Origin of the sequence: Cryobacterium sp. Y50 (assembly GCF_002929805.1) — a bacterium.
In the GTDB taxonomy this organism is placed as follows: Bacteria; Actinomycetota; Actinomycetes; order Actinomycetales; family Microbacteriaceae; genus Cryobacterium.
In genome coordinates, this window is record NZ_PJJM01000077.1 from 1 (window position 1) to 21,861 (window position 21,861).

The following is a 21,861-nucleotide window of genomic DNA, read 5'->3' on the forward strand; positions in this document are numbered from 1 at the left end:
ACGCTGGGCCGCGGAGGAAGGCTACCCGGTCACCAATTTCGACCGCGTCGGCGACGCCGCTTGGACCATCACCGTTCAAAAGGCTTAACGCCGCTGCAGCGCGGTCAGCCGGCTCAGGCTGGCCGCGCCGACGCCAGCAGCGGATGCCATGGGTAGGTCAGACAGTGCCACGCTCCGGCCCCGACTACGTCGGTGGCACCGCGTAACGTTGTGCGAGCGGATGTCACCGCCGACACGTGCCACGGCACGGGGTTCCCCCGCATTCCACCACCGGTACCGAAAGATTTTTTTATGACGACCACCGTTTCTGCCCTCGCCGCCCCCGCGGCCAACCAGCCCCTCGTTCGCACCACGATCGAGTTGCGCACCCCCGGCGCCCACGATGTCGCGATCGACATCAAGTTCGCCGGGATCTGCCACTCCGACATCCACCAGGCTCGGGACGAGTGGGGCGTTGGATTGTTCCCCATGGTTCCCGGCCACGAAATCGCCGGCATCGTCTCTGCCATCGGCAGCGATGTCACCCGCTACCAGGTGGGCGACCGAGTCGGCGTCGGCTGCTTCGTCGACTCTTGCCGCGAGTGCGCGAACTGCCTCGCCGGCGAAGAGCAGTACTGCCTGAAGGGCGAGGTCGGTACCTACAATGACCGCAACCACGACGGCACCCCCACCAACGGCGGCTACAGCACCGCGATCGTCGTCGACGAAAACTACGTACTCGGCATTCCCGACGGCATCGAGCTCTCCGAAGCCGCTCCCTTGCTCTGCGCCGGTATCACGCTCTTCTCCCCCCTCACGAACTGGAAGGCCGGCCCCGGCAAGAAGGTCGCCATCCTCGGCATGGGCGGTCTCGGACACATGGGCGTGAAGATCGCCCACGCGCTCGGCGCCGAGGTCACCGTGCTCAGCCAGACCCTGAGCAAGAAGGAAGACGGCCTGCGTTTCGGCGCAGATCATTACTACGCCACCAGCGACCCGGCCACCTTCACCGAGCTCGAGAACCACTTCGACCTCATCGTGAACACCGTGGCCGCGAACCTCGACCTGGAGGGCTACCTGAAGCTGCTCGCCCTCAACGGCACGCTCGTGCACGTGGGAATCCCCACCGAGCCTGACAGTGTGAAGATGGTTTGGCTCGCCGCCCAGCGTCGCTCCATCGGCGCCTCCAAGATCGGTGGCATTCGCCAGACCCAGGAAATGCTTGATTTCTGCGCCGCCCACGGAATCGGCGCCGACATTGAGATCATCTCGGTCGATCAGGTGAACGAGGCATACGAGCGTGTTATCCGCAGCGACGTGCGCTACCGTTTCGTTATCGACGTTGCCACTTTTGCAAACGAGACCCGCGTCGACGCGTAGGCGCTCCGACCGGCGCGGCATAAGCCGCGCGAGTCGATAAAAACCCAGGCACGAACCGCCCCGGGCCGCAGCTTTCACCGCGGCCCGGGGCATCCGTTATTAAAGGAGTCCCATGAAGTACGTGAAGCTCGGAACCACCGGTCTGGATGTCTCGGCGCTCGCCCTGGGCTGTATGAGCTATGGCGAGCCGGAGCGCGGAAACCACGCCTGGACGCTGACCGAGGAGACCAGTCGGCCATTCATTCGGCAAGCCGTTGAGGCGGGCATCAACTTCTTCGACACCGCAAATGCTTACTCAGCCGGGTCGAGCGAGGAAATCCTCGGCCGCGCACTCGCGGAGCACACCAACCGCGACGAGATCGTCGTGGCCACCAAGGTCTACTCGCCGGTCGGTGAAGGACCCAACCAGCGCGGCCTGTCACGCAAGGCGGTGCTGCAGGAAATCGACAACAGCCTGCGTCGCCTCAACCTCGACTACGTGGATCTCTACATCGTGCACCGCTTCGACCCCTTCACCCCGCTTGAGGAGACGCTTGAAGCCCTGCATGACGTGGTGCGCTCGGGTAAGGCGCGCTACCTGGGCGCCTCCTCAATGTTTGCCTGGCAGTTTGCGAAGGCCCTGCGTCTGCAGCAGGTGAACGGCTGGACACCGTTCGTGTCGATGCAGAGCCAGTACAACCTGATCAGCCGCGAAGAGGAGCGCGAGATGATCCCGCTCGTAACGGATGCCGGCATCGGCCTCACCCCGTGGAGTCCCCTCGCGCGTGGAAAGCTCACCCGCGACTGGGACGACACGACCGCCCGCACCGAGACGGACCTGGTCAGCCAGGCCCTCTACTCGCAGGCGGAGGATGGCGATCGCGCTGTTGCATCCGTTGTGGCCGACATTGCCGCCGAACGCGGGGTACCGCGGGCTCAGGTAGCTCTGGCCTGGGTGTCGGGCAACCCCGCCGTAACGGCGCCGATCGTCGGGGCGACGAAGCAGCAGCACCTCGACGATGCCATCGCCTCGCTCGACCTCGAGCTCAGCGCCGAGGAGCGCGCCCGTCTCGAGGCACCGTACCTGCCGCGTCTGCCCGAAGGGTTCTAAAGCTTCAGCGAATCAACTCGAGCGTGGCGGCATCCGTTTGATCGGTGCGCCACGAGGCCAAAATGCGCAGGGCGTCGTTCGAGGCGGACCCGGGTTGCGTGCTGTAGACGAAGAGTTGTTGGTCGGGTTCGCCCGGAACCGGGAAGGTTTCGTAGTCCACGTCGACCCGACCGACGATCGGGTGCACGAAACGCTTGACTCCGAACGTGCACTCCCACACCCGGTGTTGACTCCACCACGCACGAAATTCGTCGCTCTTCACGGTCAACTCGCCGATCAGCTCGTTGAGTGCCCGGTCGTTCGGGTGCGATCGAGCGTCGTGACGGAGCATGGCCGCCACGTCGCAGGCCACAATGTCCCAGTCCAGGTACAGAGTGCGCGCCGCCGGGTCGAGGAACGTCCATCGGGCCATGCTGCGCCCGAGCCTCGAGCCCTTCGTGAAGTCCTTTAGCAACAGCTTGGCGAGGTCGTTCATGGCAAGCACGTCCATGCCAACGCCGAGCACGAACGCTGGCTGCGCGGGGAACGAGTCCATGATTGTGCGCACCGACGGCCGAACAGTGTTGGTGCGCTGTCGCTGCTGGGTGCGCCCACCGGTCGACGCCGACAGCAGGGAGAACAGATAAGAGCGCTCCGCCTCATTCAGGTGCAGCGCCCCGGCGAGCGCATTCACCACCGCATCGGATGCCTGCGTCACCCGCCCCTGTTCCATGCGCGCGTAGTAGTCCACGCTCACGCCGGCGAGCGCAGCCACTTCGTCACGGCGCAGGCCTGGCACCCGACGGGCCGTCGCCAGCGGGTTGACCGGCAGCCCGACATTAGTTGGCGTTAGCCGAGCCCGGGCTGAGCGCAAAAAATCAGCGAGGGTATCTTTGTCGTCCATCCCTCCAGTATCTCCCGCCTGCCGCCAGTCCAGTGCCTTGGTACCGTGCCGGTGATCTCGTTGAGTGCCCAGGGCCGGCTGCTTGACCACGCACCGAGTTGCCCTCTGCCCGCGGCTCAGCGCAGACTATACATACCGGATCGCAACTGAGTCTTCCGCCCGTGGCTAAGGAGCTCACCATCACTGAACCGAACGACGCCCGCGTCGGCCTCTATATCGACTTTGACAACATCGTCATCTCCCGCTATCAGCAGTTGCACGGGCGCAATGCCTTTCAGCGCGACGGCATCCGCGATTTCAATAAATCGAGTCCGGATGCCGACCCCGAGATCGCCGCCCGGCTCGCCGCGGCGACGGTGGACTTCAACGCCATCATCGACTTCGCCGCGTCATTTGGCACCCTGGTCGTCAATCGTGCCTACGCCGACTGGTCGGTGCCGGTCAATGCAAGTTACCAGCGCCAGCTCATGTCGCGAGCGGTGGACCTGACCCAGCTATTCACCACGACGACGCGCGGAACCAAGAACGGTGCGGACATCCGTTTGGCTGTCGACGTGGTTGAAGACCTCTTTCGGCTGCCCGATCTGACCCACGTCATCATCATCGCCGGCGATTCCGACTACATTGCTCTCGCCCAGAAGTCGAAGCGGCTGGGTCGCTTCGTCGTGGGCATTGGCGTCGCGGGCTCGACGAGCACTTCGCTCGCGGCGGCGTGCGATGAGTTCGAGGACTACGATTCGCTACCTGGAATCGGCAAAGCCACCGCGACCGCTGCAGAGAGGCCCAAGTCAAGCAGGCGGGCGACGGAACCTGCCGAAATTGCACCCGACCCTGCTCCTATCGAGGCTCGCAAGTTCACCACGATTCCCATGTTCTCGCACACCGATGACGCACAATTCGACGAGCCCGAGGCCGAAGACATCGACCCGCAGACGCTGGCAACCGAGCTCCTGGTGCGCGCGCTGCAGATCGGTCACGCCAAGGGCGACGACGACGAGTGGCTCAACACGGGCACCGTCAAGAACCAGATGCGCCGCATGGACCCGTCCTTCAACGAGAAGCCGCTCGGCTTTCGCTCCTTCACCGATTTTCTCTCCTCACGCAGCGACCTGTCCGAGCTGAAAGAGGATGGCCCGCAGCGGCTGATTCGGCTGCGTGCCGACGCAGAAATTCGGCGCTAAACCTTTCGGCGACGCGAGCGAGCTGTCACCCCAGCCGCGACGAGCATCGCAACTCCCGCAGCCGCCGTCGACACGGCGACGATCGTCTCCGTGAAGGGGGTCGTGTCGTGTGACTGGTAGCCGACTATCGCGGGCGCGATCTGAAAGGTGACCAGGAGATATCCCGGCAAGGTGACGCCGAGCAACAACAGGCACGAAGCGGATGCCGCGCGCGACGTATTCAGCCAGCACGCAGCCAGAATGATCAGGCCGACGACCCCGACCAGGTTTAGCGACACCTGAACCGGTAGAAATTGCAGCGGAGACGGAACACCCAGCAGCCCGGAGACGAGGGCATGCAGACCGGCGACGCCGAAGGATGCGGCGGTAATGAGGGAAAGCATCCGTTTAACACGACTATTGCCGGCCACACGTGCCATCGCCAGTATGCCGAGGGCCACAAGAAGAAGGCTGAGACCGAAAAGTTGTGCCGTCGATCCGAGGTTTTCCCACGGGTCCGCGGGGTAGGAGTAGTCGAAGCGGTGATCTTCGATCGACGTGTCTGCGCTCGTCGAGGAGCCCATGAGCACGCCCCATCGCTCCAGCGAGGCAACGAGCTGCAGCAGTGCAGAGCCGAGAAAAAGCCCGGCCGCAGTGAGCGACCAACAGGCCGAAGAGAGATTGGAGAGAGCGCGCTGGGTGCGGTTATCGAGGTAAGCGATGGCTACCATGCGCTCATAGTAGCAACGCCGTTGCGTCGGCTAGACGAACAGTGGTTGATTTTATTGGGCTGCAACTGCCGACAGTCGCACATCATCGCCGACCGACACGGTTCCCTGGCGGATCACCTCGGCATAAACACCGAACATGATGTGGCTGGCCTGCAGCCGGTAGCCGGCGAGCATTTTCAGCAAATGTGTTCCAGGAACGCCGGTGTCGGGGTCAATGTCGATGACCGCGCACCGCGGAATACCGGCCTTCACGAGGAGGCGGGCTCCCCCGAGCTCGAGTTCGCGGCCAGCCCAGAAGTCTTCGACGTGCTCGTCGGCGTCGCCGGTGTCAATCGTGAAAGTGGCGCGGAAGCGGCGCGGATCGACCGCCATTTTCGATTCGCGGGCCAGTCGGTCGAGCGCACCCGTCGTGCTGATCGTGACGGAGTCGCCGTAAACCACAGATCCCTTGACAGTGCTTCGCGTGAGGATGACGCTGCGCCCCAGCAGCTGGGAGAATTCTGCAGCCCACGGCCCGTCGATCACCTCCATGGCGGTGGATCGACCCCAGTAGTCCAGATCAAGGTACTCCCCCGTCAGTTTGGGTGCCGCCGCAACTCGGCGGCCATCAAACGCCACGGCGAGCACGCCGTCAGCCCAGCGAGCCTCGCACCTCACCAAAAGTGGATGCTCAACCGTCTTCAAAATGGTGCCGGTGTTTCGATCGACGATGGCGAATTCGCGGTCACCGATGGGACCGTCGACCGCAAGCGAAACGGTTTCAAGTGGCTGGTGGCGGCCGCCCTTGAGTGGCGACACACCGATCTCTCGAATGTGCATGATGCCGTTCAGCCTAGCGAGCGGCTTGGTTGTGCACGAACTACTCGCCGCCGCCGCTCGCACGGCCTTCAAGCAGATTTCTAGTGGACTTGGCGACGTCATGCTGAGCCCGGCCTAACCGTTCTCGACGGGATGTGCCATGTGAACGATCAGGTCGGTGGCCTCATGCGCTGAGGTAATGACCGCCCGCGGTGCCCGCACATTCCACGCTTCACCTTCTACAACGAGATCGTCTATCGTGATTGCGGCGCGCAGATACGTGCGATTGATGGCCAGCGCCATTTTGCGGCCGCTGTCGCGGTGAGCTTGCGGCGCAACATCGTATGCCGGGGCAATCCGCGTGGTGCCGTCGGGCAAATGCAGCATGAATGATGGTGTTCTTACCCGATTCCACAGCCCAGATGTATTTCTGGTCGGTCTCGAGCGTGTCAGCGAGTTGTCGTTGCGTGAGCCCGCTAATCAGGCGCCCTTGCTGCAGAAGATGACCGAGAGCTTCGATGCTTTTCACTTCTCCCCGCGCTGCCACGACAGACACCTCATTGACGGTCTTATTACCTTCACGGTGATTTCGCGCCACCAGTGGACGACAACCCCGCCATAACGACACGGTTCGCCCTCAGGATGATCGCTAGCCATGTGTTTCTGGGTCCTCTTAGAAAGCGGTAAGCTCTTACAGTTGTCTTCCGCAGGTTTCGAATCTTGAAATTGTGTTTTGGAAGCAGCGGGCTGTGGCGCAGCTTGGTAGCGCACTTGACTGGGGGTCAAGGGGTCGCAGGTTCGAATCCTGTCAGCCCGACCAAAAGTCCCGGAAACTCAAGGGTTTCCGGGACTTTTTAGGTTGAGGATTTGATTAAGCCATCACTACCCCATCACTTTCAGCGTTCTAGAGCCGGTTATTCGGCCCTGTCGTGCGAGTCGCCATCGTCGGTTTCGGTACCTCCCGGTCGTCCGGGATCGTCGTGCACACCTTCTGGGCATGAGTATCCACGACGACAAGCCAACCTCGACTCCCACCGACGGCTGGGGGCTCGAACCCCTGATGGACGTTGCCGAGCTGGCCGCCTACCTGGGCATCCCCATCTCCACCGTCTACGACTGGCGGGTGCACGGCAAAGGCCCCACGGCCTACCGGTTCGGCAAGCACCTGAAGTTCGCGATCTCCGACGTGCGGGAATGGATCGCCCAGCAGCGGGAGCCCTCCCCCAGCGAGCCCAGGCGCACCGATCGGCGGTGAGCTGAGATGGCCCGGCAACGGTTGACGATCGGCACCTTCGGCGACATCAGCACCCGCCAGTCGCCGACCGGCCGGTACGAGGCGAGAACCCGCTACCGGGACTGGGATGGCCACGCGCGCCTCGTGCAGGCCACCGGCGCCACGGCCAACGCCGCCGAGCGGGCGTTGAAGGCCAAGCTCGCCGACCGGGACCTGTTCCAACCCGCCGACACTGCGCTGACGCCCGACAGCCTGTTCAAAGACTTGGTGACGTACTGGCTGGAAGACATCGACCTGGAGGATCGGATCTCCCGGACCACCCGCAACCTGTACGAGCGCAACATGCGCACCCTGGTCTCACCGAGCTTCGACAACTTGGCGCTGCGGGAGATCGGCGTGGCCCGGTGCGACAAATTCATCAAGCAACTCGCGAAGCTCTCTTACAGCCGAGCCAAACAGGCCCGAGTCGTGCTGCGGCTGGCATTGGAACTGGCCGTGCGGCACGAGGTACTCCCCCGCAACCCAATGGACCATGTCTCCCGCCTGCACCGCGAGCCGCACGTGCCAAATGCCCTCACCGCCCCAGAGGTGAACGTCATCCGCGCGGCGATCGCGCAATGGGAGAGCGCCGTCAACCATATCTCTGGCCCCAAACCCGATGGCCAGCTCGGCGCGATCATCGAGGTGATGCTCGGAACCTCGGCCCGGATCGGTGAGGTGCTCGCCATCCGACGCCGGGACATTGACATCACCAGTGCCGTGCCCTCGATTCGGCTGGCCGGAACCATCGTCAGTCGCAACGGCGAACTGACCTTCCGGCAAGACCATCCCAAAACCGCGAAGTCCACCCGTGTTGTGGCACTGCCCACATTCACCGCAGACGCCGTGCGCCGGCGGCTCGCCAAATTCGGGAGTCTGGGCCTGGATGGGCTGCTGTTTCAGTCCCGCGACGGCACTCCGTTGACGACCGCGAACGTGCGTCGTCAGTTGCGACAGGTACTCGAGGGAGCGGGCATCAACGGAGTGACACCGCACATGTTCCGCCGCACGGTGGCGACCGCGGTCAACACCAACGCCAGCATCGAACTCGCCGCGGAGCTGCTTGGCCACACGGACACGAGGGTCACGGTGATGCATTACATCCAACGCAGCGAGCTGGTGAACCCCGCCACCGCCGCGCTGCTCGACCGCGCGTTTGCGCGCGACCAGGAGTGAACACGGTGCTGCCACGGTGGCAGCACCGTGTGATCTGGGTTTTTCTGCAAGTCATGCCACAAGCTGCCCGACCGCCGCCGCACTTTTCGACCGGGGCTTGGCAAGGGTTGCCGACTGGAATGCGGTGGTGCCACGGTGGCCCCACCGTCTGATCTGGAGTTTTGTCGAATCCCCTGTTCACGTTCGGCCCGGCACCTTGGGCGCCTGCTAGAACTATCCTCAGTGATACACCGAAATTTGAGCATGCGCAATGGTCCGCGTTGACTCATAGAAAATCTCCGTGTAGCGAAATTCACAGCCTCAATAGAAAACCTCCGTGCCGTGTGTTGTCCGTATAGACGTGGGTGTGCGGGACGATAACGTGAGGGTATGACGTCAACCGGGGCAAAATGAATTTCGCGCTTGATCCAAGAATCACGTTGGCGACCGGGCTCGCGGCTCAACCCGGTGTGTATGCGTTACTTCTTGGTTCAGGCGCATCCACAGGCGCCGGCATTCCTACCGGTTGGGGCGTGGTGGAAAACCTTGTTCGGAAAGTCGCCGCAGCTGCTAACGAGAATTTGGAACCAACGGGAGACTGGGAGGCTTGGTGGCATTCTTATTCCAAAGGCGAAGAGCTGGGCTACTCCAGCCTCTTGAAGCAACTCGCGTCCACTGCACCAGCCCGTCAAGCACTGTTAAAAGGCTTCTTTGAACCATCCGCTGATGATCGCGAAGATGGCCTCAAAGTGCCGGGACCTGCTCATAGGGCGATTGCAGAACTGGTTGTGCGCGGCACCATTCGTGTCATCATCACCACAAATTTTGATCGACTTATTGAGCAGGCGTTGGAGGCCGAAGGGGTCATGCCTCAAGTGATCAGCACAGATGCTGCGTTCGCCAATATGGAGCCGTTGCAGCATACAAAGGCCACAGTGATAAAGCTCCACGGGGATTACGCCAACCTCGAACAGCGCAACACAGTCGAGGAGCTCAGCAAGTATCCCAAAGCCACATCAGCCCAGCTCGGGCGTGTTCTCGACGAGTACGGGCTGGTCGTGTCAGGGTGGTCAGGAGAATGGGATCATGCTCTCGTTGCTGCAATTGAAGCGAGTTCGAACCGCCGCTACCCGTTCTACTGGACGGCACGCAGTGAGTTAGGTGCTGTGGCTAAACGATTAACGGCGCGGGGTGGCGTTCAAACGGTTTCCTCGGTTACAGCTGATGATTGTTTCCCGGATCTTCTCGCTCGTGTTGAGGCTGTAGAAAGCCTGACGGAGCCGCCGGCATCATTAGACCTGAAGCTCGCTCGTCTAAAACGGGAATTACCCAACCCCATCCGGCACCTAGAAGTCAGAGATCTCTTCGAAGCGGAGATGCTCGCACTTCGCACATGGGTTACGGAACGACCTCGGTCGCCTTTTGATAACACCATCGCCGGCTATGATCTCGAGCTCGATGCTATAGCCGTCCGCTTCCAGTCTCTTTTCAAACTCTTTGCCACGGGGATTCTCCTCGACCGCGACCGCCAGCACTCAGATTTGTGGGTTTGGGTAGTGCAGCAAGCGCTGAACGTAAGGAACAACGACCCTAGTGGTGCGTTCACACGAGAGTGAGACAATTTGGCACATTACCCCGCACTCCTTCTACTTCGTGCAGGAACTATGGCCTCGGTAGTCGTCGGTCACGAAGATGTCATCGTCCGTATCGCGAGCGAACCGACGTGGAGCACCGTTTTAGTGCAAGGTGGAGAGGAGCGACCGGCTCACGCAGTTATTCACCTCTGGAGTGTCCTAGACCCTCCACTCGTAAAAGAGTTGCCACGATGGAATGGAAGGACATTTCCCTATCCCGCTAGTCACCTCGTGCGTTCTCATCTACAGTCCCTTGCGGTCGAACTCACTGGTGGTGCCGAAAGCGCTAAGTCGCTCCTCAGCCGTATGGAATATCGGATGGCTCTGGCGGATCAAATCTTTCATACACTGGGGGTCGGCCAACACGGAGCGGCAGGTGGTGAATTCTTGGCTTCTTGGCGCCCGCGTGAAGCTGATGATGAGCGCACTGCGTACGCAGCAGATTTCCGAGAACGCGGTGGTTGGCGAGAGTGGATACGAGGAAGTACACTCTCGGCGCTTGACGAGCACATAGACACACTCGACAAACGTTTGAAGAAAATTCGAAATGAATACTGATCGCATGAGCTAGCTGTACTGCCCAGGGACGTTGGTCAAGCGACTGATGGGTGGGCGGGTGCCGATGGCGGTGTGCGGCCAGTGGCGATTGTGTTCGTGCATCCAAGCTGGCAGGGCGGTGCCGCTCTCGTCGTACGGGACGTCACCGCTGGACGATCAGTCGAACACGCTTTGTCTGAGACCCAGTCCCTCTTCGGATCAGCCGGCTGGCCTCGCTTGAACTCGAAACTATCGCGCCGTGTTCGGATGAAGAGATTGCCGCCGATCTTCGTGAGAATCAGACGTTGAACATCGCGGCGAGCATCGAGTGAAAACAGGCCAAGGCTGCTTGGTAGACCCGGATTAGGGCGTCGCGTCCCCCTATTTCGCTAGTCTGGCCAGCGCGCTCCACCATCGACCGGTCCCTATCACGACAATCCAATCCGGCCGCCTGCTCGCCGACACCAGCTTGCCTGGGCCCGGGCGCCATGAGCGCCTGCCTCGGCCCCGTAATCAATTGCCACGCCTCTTGCAGATCGAGGACCCGGCTGTTTCGTCGGTGACGAAACGGTGCAGCCTGGCGCTCCTCCTGAGTATGAGCGACCTGCAGAAATTCACCATCCGACGGATAACCTCGACCCAGTGCGTCCGGTGTGGCGCGGCGCTGCCGCCGGCCGCGGGCACCGGACGACCGCGCGTCTTTTGTGGACCCGGCTGCCGCAAAGCAGCGTACGACGACAGACGGGCTCGTAAACCGGAGGCATTTCACGTGCGAATTGTTGACCGTACTGTCGTGAAGACGGTTGAGAAGATTCGGACCATCGATGAAGGGCACGACATCACCGAGTGCGTCCGACAGGTCTGCGGATCACCCCGGGCGATTGCGAATGTCCTCGTCGCTCTGAATGGGTTGGTCCGCTCGGACACATTGCTGCTGGACAACAAGTGGGCTCCCGCACTGCGTTTGATCGTCGACTTGAACCGCGCCATTCAGAATGCTGCTGAGCGCGCAAGCCGGCGCCGTCGAGGCTGAGATCGTCGCGGGACTGGACCACGGAAAGGATCAAAATTCAGGCTCGCGGCATCCTGCCGGATTCCGTCTAGAGAAAATACCCACTAGTAGTTTTAGTGAAATAACTCACTAGAAAGAATATGAGGATCACAGTGCCGGCTTCGACGATTTCTGAATCTGACGCAGTTGACCTGCTCATCGCGGCCGGCTTCGACGTGTCCGTGCGTTCCGACCAGCGTCGGGGCGTTGGCCTTCTCGTGAGCCGCGACGGCGAAACCGCTGCCGTGCAAGTGAAGCTGCGGCAAAAGACGATCTATGAATGGGACGCCCTGCATTTGCTGGAGAATGCCCACGAGCGTGTCTTGGTCGTCGTGCCCGTCGCAAGCCGAGGCCTCATCGATGCCGCGAAGCGCAATCGGCGGTTGGGCGTTGTATCGCTCAGGGATCGACTCCTTGTCTGGGACCGCGAGGAGATTCACTCGCCAGACGCGATCGTGGCGGCGCATGCGTCAGAGGCTGTGCCTGGGCGCCGACGCAACCCGTGGGGTCGCTGGGCAATCATGCGTGCGTACCTCCTCGACGGGGAGCCTCGATCCCAAGTCGAGCTGGCTAAGGAAACCGGCGTGACGCAGTCTGCGGTGTCCAAGTCAAACAGCGCACTCGATGGCCTTATTGTGAGATCAGCTTCTGGTTGGAGTGCGACAGATCGCTTAGCGCTCTGGGAGAGGTTCATGGCTGAGTACGCGGGCCCGGGTGGAATCACAACACACTGGTACGGGCTGGATGCTGTCACTGACCAGTCGAATGCGGTTGTGGCCGCCGGCGCATCTGCTGGAGTGCAGGTTTTGGTCTCTGGAGATTCCGCAGCTGACCAGTTGGCGCCGTGGCGGGTGCCCACGCGTGCTGTCATCTACGCCACGTCGGGGATCGCCCTGAGCATGCTTGGCTTCGCGCAGACCACTAAGGCGCATGCCACGCTCGCGTTTACCGTTCCGGCCGACCAAACGATTTGGGCAACCGCAGCCTCGTGTTCGCAACGAACCACCACGCCGACCGTCGATCCGGTCATCGCGGCGTGGGATGTCAGGCAGACGGGTGGCGCGGACGCGGATGAGGCTGTTCAACGGATCCGTGATTTGGTGCTTGCACGAGGAGCATCTTGATGATGCGACGCTCGGTGGAGACGGTTGCGACCTCCAATGCCGACGACGCCGCCTACCGGGCGTTGGAGGACGTGGTTCGCATCACCGAGCACCTCGAGGATGTCCGTGTCGTCGGCGGCCACATGGCCAGCTTGCTGCTGACCGCATTCCCCGTCGCGGGAGCCATCATCCGGCGAACAATATGGCTAGATGAGTCGATCGAACCGGCCGCAGTTCCAAGTGGCGTAGGGGTGTGTTGTTGGATAGCGTCGCATTTATTTCGCGGTTCGCGGGCTTGTCCATCTGTGGAGGTGCGCACGCGCAAGCACTTCCATGGCTACGGTTGTAAGGAGCACAGTGATTGAGAGCGCGTGATGACGTACAGCGTAATTCGAGTTCGCGCGACGCCTAGTGCCTCGCGCTCAGGGCACATGGGTGGCGTGGTCGTGGTTGCTGGTATCGCGGTGGCCGCGTGGATCTCTTTCGGCCGCCACCTCTTCGGGATCGGTGGCGACCTCACCATCATCTACGCGGCGACGCTGGGTGTGATTTTTGCCGCCTTGCTGGTGTTCACGGGGCTCGCGGTACGACGCACGGCACGTCGAGGGTTCGAAACTCGCGCGATAACATACGCGTTTTTCCTTGCATCCGGCGTTAGCGGACTCTTGTTGGGACTCACGCTTCCAGATTCAACACCTCGCGGTTTGCAGACAATCATCAGCGGACCCACACAGCCTGCGTTGGATATCGCTATTGGTATCGCGAACCCCCTGGGCGTTATCGGAATCGCGACCGCGATCATTGCGCTCGTGCTTTCGATTCGCGATTCGCGCGGGCGAATCACGCTTGTTGAGTCTTGGGGCGACGAGGATGACGGCGCCCGTGTCGACCCCGCGTAGCGGCAATTCGTTGCATCGACGCCGCTCCCGAAAAACCCACGTGCAGCGCGTCAGGCCGGAAACACCGTCTAAGAGACAGCCCCCACCTAGGCTGAGCAGTATGACGGTCGAACAGGTTGAGCAAGGGCCTCGCCAAATCGCGCGCACTGTTGAGGTGCCGGCTTCGGCCGAAGACATCTTCGCGTTGGTGGCTGATCCGCACCGTCACGGTGAGCTGGACGGCTCGGGCACCGTCGGCGGTACGGTGTCGGGACCGCGGCGGCTCACCCAGGGCGCAAAATTCTCGGTAGCGATGAAGCAGTTCGGCGTCCCGTATCGCATCACCAGCACGGTGACGCGCATCGAAGACGGTCGGCTTGTAGAGTGGCGTCACCCCGCGGGACACCGGTGGCGCTGGGAACTCACGCCGCTCACGCCCACGTCTACGCGCGTTACTGAGACGTTTGACTACAGCACCGTCCCAGCCGTTCAGGGAAAGGTCTACGAGCTGCTCGGCTTTCCTCGGCAGAACGCCGCCGGCATCGAAGCCACCCTTCGCCAACTCACGTCGCGCTCCGCCCGCGCTTGACGTGAGGCCACCGGGCCGGAGTCGGTTACGCGGCCGTGATTACCAGCGCCACCGACTCGTCGGTCGTCCGGCTCAGGCGCCGGACCGCATGGAAGGCCCGGTACTTCAGGCCGTACTTCGCCAGCAGCGCCGCGTCCAGGGCGGCGAGAGTGTCGGCGTCGCTGTGCACCAGCGCCCGGGCGGTGACAGTCTCGGCTCCCACCCGGCAAGTGCCCCGCGCATTGCAGGGGGTCAGCTCGATGCGCGCAGTGTGCCGGAGCCGCTTAGCGCTTCCGCATCCGCATCCGCATCCGCATCCGCCGCAACATTCTTCTGCACGGCGAACTGGGTCCGGTGCAATTCCTCGTACCGCCCACGCACAGCCAGCAGTTCCTCGTGCGTACCGCGCTCCACGATCGAGCCGTCCTCAACCACGAGGATCAGGTCCGCGCTGCGGATGGTGGAGAGGCGGTGTGCGATCACCATCGCTGTTCGTCCCTTGAGCGCCTCGCTGAGCGCCGCCTGCACGGCGGCCTCAGACGTCGAGTCCAGCGCCGCCGTCGCCTCGTCGAGGATGACGACGCGCGGCTGGGCGAGCAGGAGCCTCGCGATGGTCATCCGCTGGCGCTCACCCCCGGACAGTCGGTAGCCACGTTCGCCCACCAGGGTGTTCAGCTGGTCCGGCAGGGACCGGATGAGCGGCTCGAGCCGCGCACGGCGGACGGCGTCCCACACCTCATCGTCGGACGCTTCCGGCCTCGCGAGGCGCAGATTGGAGAGGATGGTCTCGTGGAACAGGTGACCGTCTTGGGTCACCATGCCCAGGGTGTGGCGCATGGAGGCGAACGTGACATCGCGGACATCCGTCCCCGCGACGCGCACGGCGCCGCTGTCGACGTCGTACAGGCGCGAGAGGAGCTGCGCAATCGTGGATTTGCCGGCACCGGACGAACCAACGAGGGCAACGGTCTGACCCGGCTCGATCCTGAAGGACACGCCGTGCAGCACCTCCTCGCCGCCGCGGGTGTCCAATGTGGAAACCTCCTCGAGAGACGCGAGAGATACCTTGTCCGCGGACGGGTAGGCGAAGCGCACGTTGTCGAACTCGACGGACACCGGGCCTTCGGGCACGGCGACGGCGTCGGGCTTCTCCTTGATGAGCGGGTCAAGGTCGAGCACCTCGAAGACGCGCTCGAAGCTGACCACCGCGCTCATGATCTCCACCCGTGCGTTTGCGAGGCCGGTGAGCGGCGCGTAGAGGCGGGTGAGGAGGAGCGCCAGGGTGACCACGTCACCGGTGTTCAGCTGGCCGGCTAGTGCGAGGAAGCCGCCGAGCCCGTACACGAGCGCGAGGGCGAGAGCGGAGACGAGCATCAGTGCGGTGTAGAAGACGAACTGCAGCATCGCGGTGCGCACCCCGATGTCGCGGACACGGGCGGCGCGGACGCGGAACTCCTCGGCCTCCTCGTCGGGCCGGCCGAACAGCTTGACGAGGGTGGCGCCGGGCGCTGAGAAGCGCTCGGTCATCTGCGTGCTCATGGCGGAATTGTGGTCGGCGGCCTCGCGGCGGAGCGCGGCGAGGCGGCTTCCCATGCGGCGGGCGGGTACCAGGAAGATGGGGAGCATGATCACGGCGAGAACCGTCACGAGCCAGGACGTGCTGAGCATGACGATCAGGGTGAGGATCAGCGCCACGACGTTCGTGACCACGCCGGACAGCGTGCCGCTGAAGGCCTGCTGAGCGCCGATCACATCGTTGTTGAGGCGGCTCACGAGGGCGCCCGTTCGTGTGCGGGTGAAGAACGCGATCGGCATCTTCTGCACGTGGTTGAAGACGGCGGTGCGGAGGTCGAGGATCACGCCTTCACCGATCCGCGCCGAGTACCAGCGCGTCACGAGTGACACGGCGGCGTCGGCCACGGCCACGAGCGCGATGACGACGGCGAGCCACACAATCGTGGTGACCGCGCCCTGGGCGACGATGACGTCGACCACCTGGCCGGCGAGTACCGGCGTCGCGACCGCGAGGAAAGCTCCCACGGTGGAGAGGGTGATGAAGATCAGCAGCTTAGACCGGTAGGGCACCGCGAACGTCATGATCCGCCACACGGACTCACGGGAGAAGCCGTGTTTGCTGTCCCTAGCGCTCGAGATCTTGTGCAGCGAGCTCCAGGCCGCGCCTTCCATGCTCATGGTGGTTCCTTTCGCTCGTACTAGGCCAAGTTTAGATTGCGAGTTGCCCGAGCTCGGGGTTCTCCTCAGCGGCGGCGAACCGGGGCTTCTTTCATGAAACGGCTCGGCCGGCAACGAGCGCGTGGGCGGGGTTTGTAACTCGGCTGCCGAGGCGATGCGCGGTGCGCCGGTCAGCGTCATGGACCGCGTCAGGGCCGCGGTCATTCCACGACTGTGCGCCCGCCAAAAGCGGTTCACAAGGTCATCATTTACCCATCACATTCATCACTAAATGACTCAAAACGATGACGTACAATTGGAGGCAGCGAACCGCCCGGTTCCCTGTAAACACAAGGGAATCCGCGGGTTTTCGGAGACATTCGGTAACGACATAAAGCGGGCCAAAACCTCCAAATCGTCGCGGCATCAAATCTTCTCACTGAGCGGTTTACCTTTCTTCTCGAGAATTCCGCTGAGACTCTTGAACGAGCACGTACCGGGTTCATCCTGCCTTTCATCGAGACGGCGGCAAAGGTCGACTGGCCGCCGCTGCATGATGTGCATGACGTTGGATCACTGGACGCGACCTCTTCGGGATCGCAAGAGTTCGAAATTCGGAGGCTGCGGGAGCAGACTCAGGTCACTCTTCTTAGAACGGTCACAGAGAGCGCTGCAGGTATGATCGCCGGAGTCGGCGTAGGGGCAGGAACAGCAGCTGGAGCCTTTGCCGCAGTCTCGGCAGCGGCGACGGCATCAACTGGGACTGCGATTGCCTCTCTGTCCGGTGCTGCTGCTTCAAGCGCCACACTTGCCTGGCTCGGTGGCGGATCCCTCGCAGCTGGCGGCATGGGCATCGCCGGCGGCACCGCGGTCCTGTCTGGCATTGTTGCTTTGCCCGCACTCCTTGCCGTGGGCGGCGTACTCGTCTGGAAAGGACACCAACTTCGAAAAGAGGCCGAGGCGGAGAAGCTTGATGCTGCACAGCAGGCGCTAGAGGACTTACGGGCCGCCTTGCCACGCGCTGAGCTGTGGAATGAAGCCCGGCAGTCCATCATCCAGCGCGCTGAGCTCCTTGGCCGCACCATCCAGTTTCGACATGTTGAGCCAATCGTGTCTGCCCGCGATGTAGTCGCTAGGGGCGGGCACACTATTGCTTGGGCGACGTTGCCGGACGATACGAAGGAGGCGCTTTCAATCCAGCTGAAGCTGCTCAGCATCATTCTCGATACACAGGCATTGCCCGTCTGGTTGGGTGTTACTACTGTGAGCCAGCCGGACCTCGACGTCGACCAGGAAAAAACTGCAATCAAGTCCGAGGAGTGGATCGATGAAAGCCTCACCCTTGCCCAGTTCGACCTCGATGAGCATGAAGAGTGGGTGTGCGGCCGGATGGCGAGAGATCGGTCCGACTAAAGCTCGCCTCTTCTAGCTTCCCCAGGATCTAGAGATCACCCGCGAGGTCCGCATACGAAGGCTCGTCCAGTCGCAAGTCTGGACTCCGATCCGGCCGCGACTCAGCGGTCCGCAGGTCGGTCCTGAACAAGCATTCATCTTTGAGTAGTCATGTGTACCGGCTCGTCGAAGCTCTCGACACCGTCGCCAAGCAACACCCGAGTCATTCGACGCCGAGCTCGCGCTTCACGAATGCGCACCACCATCAACTTCAGCAGGCTGATCGGCCCGATATGAAGAAGCTTCAAGGTATTCCAGAGACACAAGATCACGAGTAGGTTCAGCCAACCTGGCCCACCCTCACCTACCTGAGCTCGGAAATAGACCGCAGCAATCGCATAGGGAACGGCGAGCAGCATCGCCGGCACGCCCCACTTCAGCCCGCGCCGGGTATTGATCGCGTCGATCACGATCGCCATCGGCATGAACCGGCGCAAGAAGAAGTAGCAGCGGGCGGTGGTGGCAAGAATAATGTCGAACATGACGCGCCCTTTCAGATGTTCGGCAACAAGAACCTGAAGGACTGAAAGTCATACCGTCGCACCGAGCGACAGCGAGTAATAAAGGTTGCCTACCAACACTGTAGAACCTGATGCCCGCAGGCGAAAGTGCCGCGCACATTTCAGAGCGGAGGCTCCCCCGCGTGTCGTGACCGGCTAAAAGGGAGATGCCACGCCTACGTCAAGATGAAGATCCCGTCGGGGGTCTCTGGCCAGCTCGATTCGCCGAGTGCGGCGTACACGCTCACGGACCAGGCGGAATCGCGTGAATACTGGCCAAGGTGCCAATCCGAGAATCGATGCATGAGCCCCAGGGCAGTCCTGCCAACAGCTTCATCTTGGTCCTGCGGACCGCCACGACTATGGCTCGACGTTCCCACAACGAAAATACCGCCGGGTTTCAGTAGTGCGCTCACCTGGGCAAAAGCCTGACGCAGTGCCTCGCCTGAGAAAAACGCCGGAACGTTTCCCGTTATCAGAATCACGTCGTAGGTGTCTGGAATTCCCAGCCCAGCAAGTCGTTCCGGCGCCAGTCCCCCCACGCCGAGTTCTCGGAACCAGTCTGAGTCGAAGTAGTCGAGTGCCACGCCCAACACTTCGGGCGTGGGGTCGATCCCAAAGGCGGCGTAGCCCCGAGCACGCAGTCCGTTCACGGCCGATCCGTGCCCACAGCCAATGTCGAGGATCGTCGAGCCACGACAAGCGAGCATGTCCACGAACCGGGCGCCCACACAGCCGACGCCGTCCGTGACGGTTTGGTGGCCACGATCGGCACGCTGCCGGCACACCTTCGCGGGTCGCTGACTTGGGACCAGGGATCAGAGATGTCGACCCACAAGTCATTCACCACCGCGACAGACATACCGGTGTATTTCTGCGACCCGGCCAGCTCCTGGCAGCGGGGCTCGAACGAGAACACCAACGGGCTCCTGCGCCAGTATTTCCCGAAGGGAAGCGACCTGTCGGTTTATGGCCTCGAGGATCTGGAACGGGTCGCGCAGGAACTGAACGGCCGACCCCGTAAAACGCTCGGCTGGGACACCCCGGCAGAGCGATTCCGTGATCTACTAATCAGGACTTAATCAGCGCGGTGTTGCAACGACAGATGAAACCCAAGCATTGGCAGCGTAGAAGAATCCACTAATTCCGCTGTCCGAAATACCCGCGGCAGCTCAATCAATGCCGTGGCAGAGTCGTTTTTCTCCCATATGAAAACGGAGATGTATTACCAGCAGCACTTCGACAACCACCTCGCCGCACGCACCGCGGTGATGGAATACATCGAATCCTGGTACAACCGGCGGCGGCCCCACTCCCACAACGGAGGATTACAACCGGCCGCAGCTCTAGCCGCGTACCAAGACCGCCGCCAACTGGCTGCGGCATAGAAGAAAAACACAACAGACTGTCTCAAAAACTTGACGTGCGCAGTAAGGCCACGTTCAGCTCTTCGGGATATCGTCTACACCATGACGTATGCGCTTCGCTCCCTCAACCCTCTCGATCTCCCCCAGGTGCTCACGCTCAACAATGAGGCAGTTCCCGCCGTCTACGCCCTTGACGTTGATTTGCTTGCCACCCTCGTAGCTACTGCTACTCACTCAGTCGTGGTCACGACGGTGGAGGATGTGCACACCGTGGCTGGTTTCGTGATCGGCTTTGCCCCGTCCGCCGAATATGCAAGTGAAAGCTACCGTTGGTTTGAAGCCCGATCGAGCGACTTCCTCTATGTAGACCGCATCGTCGTGGCGCCAAACGCACGAAGCCAGGGCCTCGGCGAATTGCTCTACGCCTCCGTCTTTCAGGCTGCTCGCGAGGCCCACGCCACCGAAGTGGTGTGCGAAGTGAATACCTTTCCGCCCAATCCGCAGTTGCTGGCCTTCCACTCACGTCTCGGTTTCACCACGGTCGGCGAGCAGACCAACACGGGCGACACGGGCGCCGCCGCACTGCTCACGGCACTCGTTTCATAGCTCACTGCGGCCTCGCCGTACCGGCTTGAGATTGTGCTCATAAATGACGATCGAAGCAAGTGTGCTCGCTGTCGACGGAACATGATCTACGCTACATGCACCTATCGGCCCCAAGCCGTGTGCTCTGGCCAGAACTGGGTCTCACGAGGCTGGATCTAGATCGGGCGCACCTTCTGATAGCGGCGGGGAAGCCAGTTGTTCGAGCTAACCAAGACCGACCGGTGTCGCTCCAGCAGTCCCGGCCGCCCTCGACGCCGGATGGACCGATGCCGAACTCACCGAGCTCTCGGCCCACATCGCAGTGAACCTTTTCACCAACTACTTCAACCACCTCGTCGAGACCGACCTCGACGTACCCGCAGCCCCCAGACTCTAAGAACCCGTGCCCATGCCGCACCGGCAGAGGCACGAGCACAGGCACCCAACTGTCAATGGCCTTCCAACTTCTTCGGACATCCCGCATGTCATCGACACGAGAGAGTTCTTGCTTCCACCACGTGAACCCACCCTGCGTCTCACGAATACTGTGGAAATTACCGGCGCTGGAATGCCATCGCTCACACCCTGGGCTGCTGCGGATCTCTACTTTCAGCAGACCCTCACGTGAAGAGGGCTTCTATCTGGAACATTCGCCGCAGCCAAGTTGGCCACGAAGGCATCGGACCTGTCGGCCCGAGGTTAATTGTAGAGCATCCCCCCATCGACCAGGAAGACCTGACCTGTAACATAGTCCGAATCAGGGCCCGCAAAGAATGAGACGACTCTGGCGACATCATCGGGCGTTTCAATCCGGCCAAGTGCGATGCCCTCCACGTTTTCCTTGAGGTTTTGACCGAGAGGCTTGCCATTGATCTTGCTGAGCTCCACGTCGATCAACTCCCACATTCCCGTGCCGACGATGCCGGGAGCGTAGGCGTTTAACGTGATGCCCTTTGGCGCGAGCTCTTGAGCGGCAGCTTGCGTGAGGCCGCGTACGGCGAACTTGGAAGCCGAGTAAGCGCCCAGAATGGGGAAGCCCTGGATCGCAGCGATCGAGGCAGCTGAAATGATCTTGCCTGCATGGCCGAGTTCTTCAAACTTGGCGGCAGCTGCCTGAATGCCCCAGACCACGTTATGAACATTGATGCGAAAGATGCTGCTTAGCTCGTCTTCGGTGATTTCTAGAATCGGCTTCACTTGGGCGATACCTGCGTTGTTGACGATCACGTCGAACCCGCCCAGCTCTTTAGCCGTTGTATCTACCGCAGCCACGACATCTTCGCGCTGAGAAACGTCCGCAGCCACGAAAATAGCCTTGCGGCCGATCGCCTCAATTTCAGCCACAACGCTGTCAGCCTTGCCCTTTTGAAAGTCGAGGTCTGCAATCGCAAAATCGAAGCCATCTTGTGCTCATCGAAGCGCAATCCCCCGGCCTATTCCCTGACCTGCGCCAGTAACGAGAGCGACCTTGTTTTGAACTGTCATGGATTTTTCCTTTGTTTGCAGCCGCAACGTGAACTACGTCTGTGGTGGCCGCCCGACGAGACGGCGCAACTATTGCGTCA

The 21,861-nt window shown here is 61.8% G+C and carries 20 protein-coding genes, 1 tRNA gene and 4 pseudogenes; 15 read left to right on the forward strand and 10 right to left on the reverse strand.

What is annotated here, in order from left to right:
• Nucleotides 1-291: 291 nt before the first annotated feature.
• Together CXY73_RS05410 and CXY73_RS05415 are read left to right on the forward strand one after the other, a co-directional pair.
• The gene (locus CXY73_RS05410; protein ID WP_104133962.1) at nucleotides 292-1,359 is read left to right on the forward strand and encodes an NAD(P)-dependent alcohol dehydrogenase; all 1,068 of its coding nucleotides are present in this window, start codon (nucleotides 292-294) and stop codon (nucleotides 1,357-1,359) included.
• A 112-nt stretch (nucleotides 1,360-1,471) separates the two neighbouring features.
• Nucleotides 1,472-2,449, forward strand: coding sequence for an aldo/keto reductase (locus CXY73_RS05415; protein WP_104133961.1), 978 nt, complete (start codon nucleotides 1,472-1,474; stop codon nucleotides 2,447-2,449).
• 4 nt (nucleotides 2,450-2,453) lie between these two features.
• Here the strand turns inward: CXY73_RS05415 and CXY73_RS05420 are convergent, their stop codons facing one another.
• Complete coding sequence (locus tag CXY73_RS05420; RefSeq protein ID WP_104133960.1) at nucleotides 2,454-3,332, reverse strand: helix-turn-helix transcriptional regulator; 879 nt, start codon at nucleotides 3,330-3,332, stop codon at nucleotides 2,454-2,456.
• 161 nt (nucleotides 3,333-3,493) lie between these two features.
• Here CXY73_RS05420 and CXY73_RS05425 point away from each other — a divergent pair, with 161 nt between their 5' ends.
• Nucleotides 3,494-4,513 carry an NYN domain-containing protein gene (locus CXY73_RS05425; protein ID WP_233198155.1) on the forward strand — a complete coding sequence of 340 codons (1,020 nt, stop codon included), beginning with the start codon at nucleotides 3,494-3,496 and terminating at the stop codon, nucleotides 4,511-4,513.
• On the opposite strand, the gene CXY73_RS05430 is transcribed toward CXY73_RS05425, so the two are convergent.
• The 3 genes from CXY73_RS05430 to CXY73_RS05440 form a co-directional block, all read right to left on the reverse strand.
• Entirely contained in the window at nucleotides 4,510-5,223 is a 714-nt protein-coding gene (locus CXY73_RS05430) for a hypothetical protein (protein ID WP_104177081.1), read from the reverse strand. The genes CXY73_RS05425 and CXY73_RS05430 overlap by 4 nt on opposite strands.
• Before the next feature lie 51 nt (nucleotides 5,224-5,274).
• On the reverse strand, nucleotides 5,275-6,042 hold the full coding sequence (locus CXY73_RS05435) for an MOSC domain-containing protein (protein ID WP_104177082.1): 768 nt from the start codon (nucleotides 6,040-6,042) through the stop codon (nucleotides 5,275-5,277).
• Between the two features lie 114 nt (nucleotides 6,043-6,156).
• On the reverse strand, nucleotides 6,157-6,408 hold the full coding sequence (locus CXY73_RS05440) for a hypothetical protein (RefSeq protein WP_104133957.1): 252 nt from the start codon (nucleotides 6,406-6,408) through the stop codon (nucleotides 6,157-6,159).
• Here CXY73_RS05440 and CXY73_RS05445 point away from each other — a divergent pair.
• From CXY73_RS05445 to CXY73_RS05465, 5 genes are all read left to right on the forward strand, one after another.
• Nucleotides 6,407-6,643, forward strand: a complete 237-nt coding sequence (locus CXY73_RS05445) for a hypothetical protein (protein ID WP_104177083.1) — start codon at nucleotides 6,407-6,409, stop codon at nucleotides 6,641-6,643. The genes CXY73_RS05440 and CXY73_RS05445 overlap by 2 nt on opposite strands.
• Before the next feature lie 121 nt (nucleotides 6,644-6,764).
• Nucleotides 6,765-6,841 (forward strand) — tRNA-Pro (locus CXY73_RS05450).
• A gap of 177 nt (nucleotides 6,842-7,018) precedes the next feature.
• A complete protein-coding gene (locus tag CXY73_RS05455) occupies nucleotides 7,019-7,276 on the forward strand; it encodes a helix-turn-helix domain-containing protein (protein WP_233198156.1) in 258 nt (85 codons plus the stop codon).
• Nucleotides 7,277-7,282: 6 nt separating this feature from the next.
• Nucleotides 7,283-8,470, forward strand: a complete 1,188-nt coding sequence (locus CXY73_RS05460) for a tyrosine-type recombinase/integrase (RefSeq protein WP_104177084.1) — start codon at nucleotides 7,283-7,285, stop codon at nucleotides 8,468-8,470.
• A gap of 389 nt (nucleotides 8,471-8,859) precedes the next feature.
• Nucleotides 8,860-10,065, forward strand: a complete 1,206-nt coding sequence (locus CXY73_RS05465; protein WP_104177085.1) for an SIR2 family protein — start codon at nucleotides 8,860-8,862, stop codon at nucleotides 10,063-10,065.
• A 585-nt stretch (nucleotides 10,066-10,650) separates the two neighbouring features.
• Here the strand turns inward: CXY73_RS05465 and CXY73_RS05475 are convergent.
• A pseudogene (locus tag CXY73_RS05475) lies at nucleotides 10,651-10,770 on the reverse strand (IS481 family transposase); the annotation flags it as partial.
• Between the two features lie 1,002 nt (nucleotides 10,771-11,772).
• Between CXY73_RS05475 and CXY73_RS05490 the strand changes: the two are divergent.
• The 3 genes from CXY73_RS05490 (at nucleotide 11,773) to CXY73_RS05505 (ending at nucleotide 14,241) form a co-directional block, all read left to right on the forward strand.
• Nucleotides 11,773-12,795: a hypothetical protein gene (locus tag CXY73_RS05490; RefSeq protein ID WP_104177089.1), complete on the forward strand. Its 1,023-nt coding sequence runs from the start codon at nucleotides 11,773-11,775 to the stop codon at nucleotides 12,793-12,795.
• A gap of 353 nt (nucleotides 12,796-13,148) precedes the next feature.
• Nucleotides 13,149-13,673: a hypothetical protein gene (locus CXY73_RS05500; RefSeq protein WP_104177091.1), complete on the forward strand. Its 525-nt coding sequence runs from the start codon at nucleotides 13,149-13,151 to the stop codon at nucleotides 13,671-13,673.
• A 100-nt stretch (nucleotides 13,674-13,773) separates the two neighbouring features.
• On the forward strand, nucleotides 13,774-14,241 hold the full coding sequence (locus CXY73_RS05505; protein WP_092339545.1) for an SRPBCC family protein: 468 nt from the start codon (nucleotides 13,774-13,776) through the stop codon (nucleotides 14,239-14,241).
• 25 nt (nucleotides 14,242-14,266) lie between these two features.
• Here the strand turns inward: CXY73_RS05505 and CXY73_RS21870 are convergent, their stop codons facing one another.
• Both CXY73_RS21870 and CXY73_RS05510 read right to left on the reverse strand, forming a co-directional pair.
• Nucleotides 14,267-14,443 carry a hypothetical protein gene (locus CXY73_RS21870; RefSeq protein WP_158254036.1) on the reverse strand — a complete coding sequence of 59 codons (177 nt, stop codon included), beginning with the start codon at nucleotides 14,441-14,443 and terminating at the stop codon, nucleotides 14,267-14,269.
• A gap of 29 nt (nucleotides 14,444-14,472) precedes the next feature.
• Nucleotides 14,473-16,413, reverse strand: a complete 1,941-nt coding sequence (locus CXY73_RS05510; RefSeq protein ID WP_104177092.1) for an ABC transporter ATP-binding protein — start codon at nucleotides 16,411-16,413, stop codon at nucleotides 14,473-14,475.
• Between the two features lie 657 nt (nucleotides 16,414-17,070).
• On the opposite strand from CXY73_RS05510, the gene CXY73_RS22260 reads away from it, so the two are divergent.
• Nucleotides 17,071-17,805, forward strand: coding sequence for a hypothetical protein (locus CXY73_RS22260; RefSeq protein ID WP_199185292.1), 735 nt, complete (start codon nucleotides 17,071-17,073; stop codon nucleotides 17,803-17,805).
• A gap of 134 nt (nucleotides 17,806-17,939) precedes the next feature.
• Here CXY73_RS22260 and CXY73_RS05525 read toward each other — a convergent pair whose 3' ends face one another.
• Together CXY73_RS05525 and CXY73_RS05530 are read right to left on the reverse strand one after the other, a co-directional pair.
• The gene (locus CXY73_RS05525; RefSeq protein ID WP_104177093.1) at nucleotides 17,940-18,326 is read right to left on the reverse strand and encodes a sulfate permease; all 387 of its coding nucleotides are present in this window, start codon (nucleotides 18,324-18,326) and stop codon (nucleotides 17,940-17,942) included.
• Nucleotides 18,327-18,520: 194 nt separating this feature from the next.
• Nucleotides 18,521-18,997 carry a class I SAM-dependent methyltransferase gene (locus tag CXY73_RS05530; protein ID WP_233198157.1) on the reverse strand — a complete coding sequence of 159 codons (477 nt, stop codon included), beginning with the start codon at nucleotides 18,995-18,997 and terminating at the stop codon, nucleotides 18,521-18,523.
• 57 nt (nucleotides 18,998-19,054) lie between these two features.
• Here CXY73_RS05530 and CXY73_RS05535 point away from each other — a divergent pair.
• The 3 genes and pseudogenes from CXY73_RS05535 to CXY73_RS05545 all read left to right on the forward strand — a co-directional run.
• Nucleotides 19,055-19,426 (forward strand): annotated as a pseudogene (locus CXY73_RS05535) (IS30 family transposase); the annotation flags it as partial.
• 96 nt (nucleotides 19,427-19,522) lie between these two features.
• Nucleotides 19,523-19,732: pseudogene (locus CXY73_RS05540) on the forward strand (IS3 family transposase); the annotation flags it as partial.
• 81 nt (nucleotides 19,733-19,813) lie between these two features.
• The gene (locus CXY73_RS05545) at nucleotides 19,814-20,317 is read left to right on the forward strand and encodes a GNAT family N-acetyltransferase (RefSeq protein WP_104177095.1); all 504 of its coding nucleotides are present in this window, start codon (nucleotides 19,814-19,816) and stop codon (nucleotides 20,315-20,317) included.
• A gap of 678 nt (nucleotides 20,318-20,995) precedes the next feature.
• On the opposite strand, the pseudogene CXY73_RS05555 reads toward CXY73_RS05545, so the two are convergent.
• Nucleotides 20,996-21,694 (reverse strand): annotated as a pseudogene (locus tag CXY73_RS05555) (acetoin reductase); the annotation flags it as partial.
• Nucleotides 21,695-21,861 lie beyond the last annotated feature (167 nt).

Coding starts and splice junctions, on each gene's coding strand:
- CXY73_RS05545 (WP_104177095.1), top strand. CDS start 19,814: ATGACGTATGCGCTTCGCTCCCTCAACCCTCTCGATCTCCCCCAGGTG.
- CXY73_RS05465 (WP_104177085.1), top strand. CDS start 8,860: ATGAATTTCGCGCTTGATCCAAGAATCACGTTGGCGACCGGGCTCGCG.
- CXY73_RS05420 (WP_104133960.1), bottom strand. CDS start 3,332: ATGGACGACAAAGATACCCTCGCTGATTTTTTGCGCTCAGCCCGGGCT.
- CXY73_RS05435 (WP_104177082.1), bottom strand. CDS start 6,042: ATGCACATTCGAGAGATCGGTGTGTCGCCACTCAAGGGCGGCCGCCAC.
- CXY73_RS05455 (WP_233198156.1), top strand. CDS start 7,019: ATGAGTATCCACGACGACAAGCCAACCTCGACTCCCACCGACGGCTGG.
- CXY73_RS05505 (WP_092339545.1), top strand. CDS start 13,774: ATGACGGTCGAACAGGTTGAGCAAGGGCCTCGCCAAATCGCGCGCACT.
- CXY73_RS05415 (WP_104133961.1), top strand. CDS start 1,472: ATGAAGTACGTGAAGCTCGGAACCACCGGTCTGGATGTCTCGGCGCTC.
- CXY73_RS05460 (WP_104177084.1), top strand. CDS start 7,283: ATGGCCCGGCAACGGTTGACGATCGGCACCTTCGGCGACATCAGCACC.
- CXY73_RS05440 (WP_104133957.1), bottom strand. CDS start 6,408: ATGCTGCATTTGCCCGACGGCACCACGCGGATTGCCCCGGCATACGAT.
- CXY73_RS05410 (WP_104133962.1), top strand. CDS start 292: ATGACGACCACCGTTTCTGCCCTCGCCGCCCCCGCGGCCAACCAGCCC.
- CXY73_RS05430 (WP_104177081.1), bottom strand. CDS start 5,223: ATGGTAGCCATCGCTTACCTCGATAACCGCACCCAGCGCGCTCTCTCC.
- CXY73_RS05525 (WP_104177093.1), bottom strand. CDS start 18,326: ATGTTCGACATTATTCTTGCCACCACCGCCCGCTGCTACTTCTTCTTG.
- CXY73_RS05445 (WP_104177083.1), top strand. CDS start 6,407: ATGAATGATGGTGTTCTTACCCGATTCCACAGCCCAGATGTATTTCTG.
- CXY73_RS05500 (WP_104177091.1), top strand. CDS start 13,149: ATGACGTACAGCGTAATTCGAGTTCGCGCGACGCCTAGTGCCTCGCGC.
- CXY73_RS22260 (WP_199185292.1), top strand. CDS start 17,071: ATGATCGCCGGAGTCGGCGTAGGGGCAGGAACAGCAGCTGGAGCCTTT.
- CXY73_RS05510 (WP_104177092.1), bottom strand. CDS start 16,413: ATGAGCATGGAAGGCGCGGCCTGGAGCTCGCTGCACAAGATCTCGAGC.
- CXY73_RS05490 (WP_104177089.1), top strand. CDS start 11,773: ATGAGGATCACAGTGCCGGCTTCGACGATTTCTGAATCTGACGCAGTT.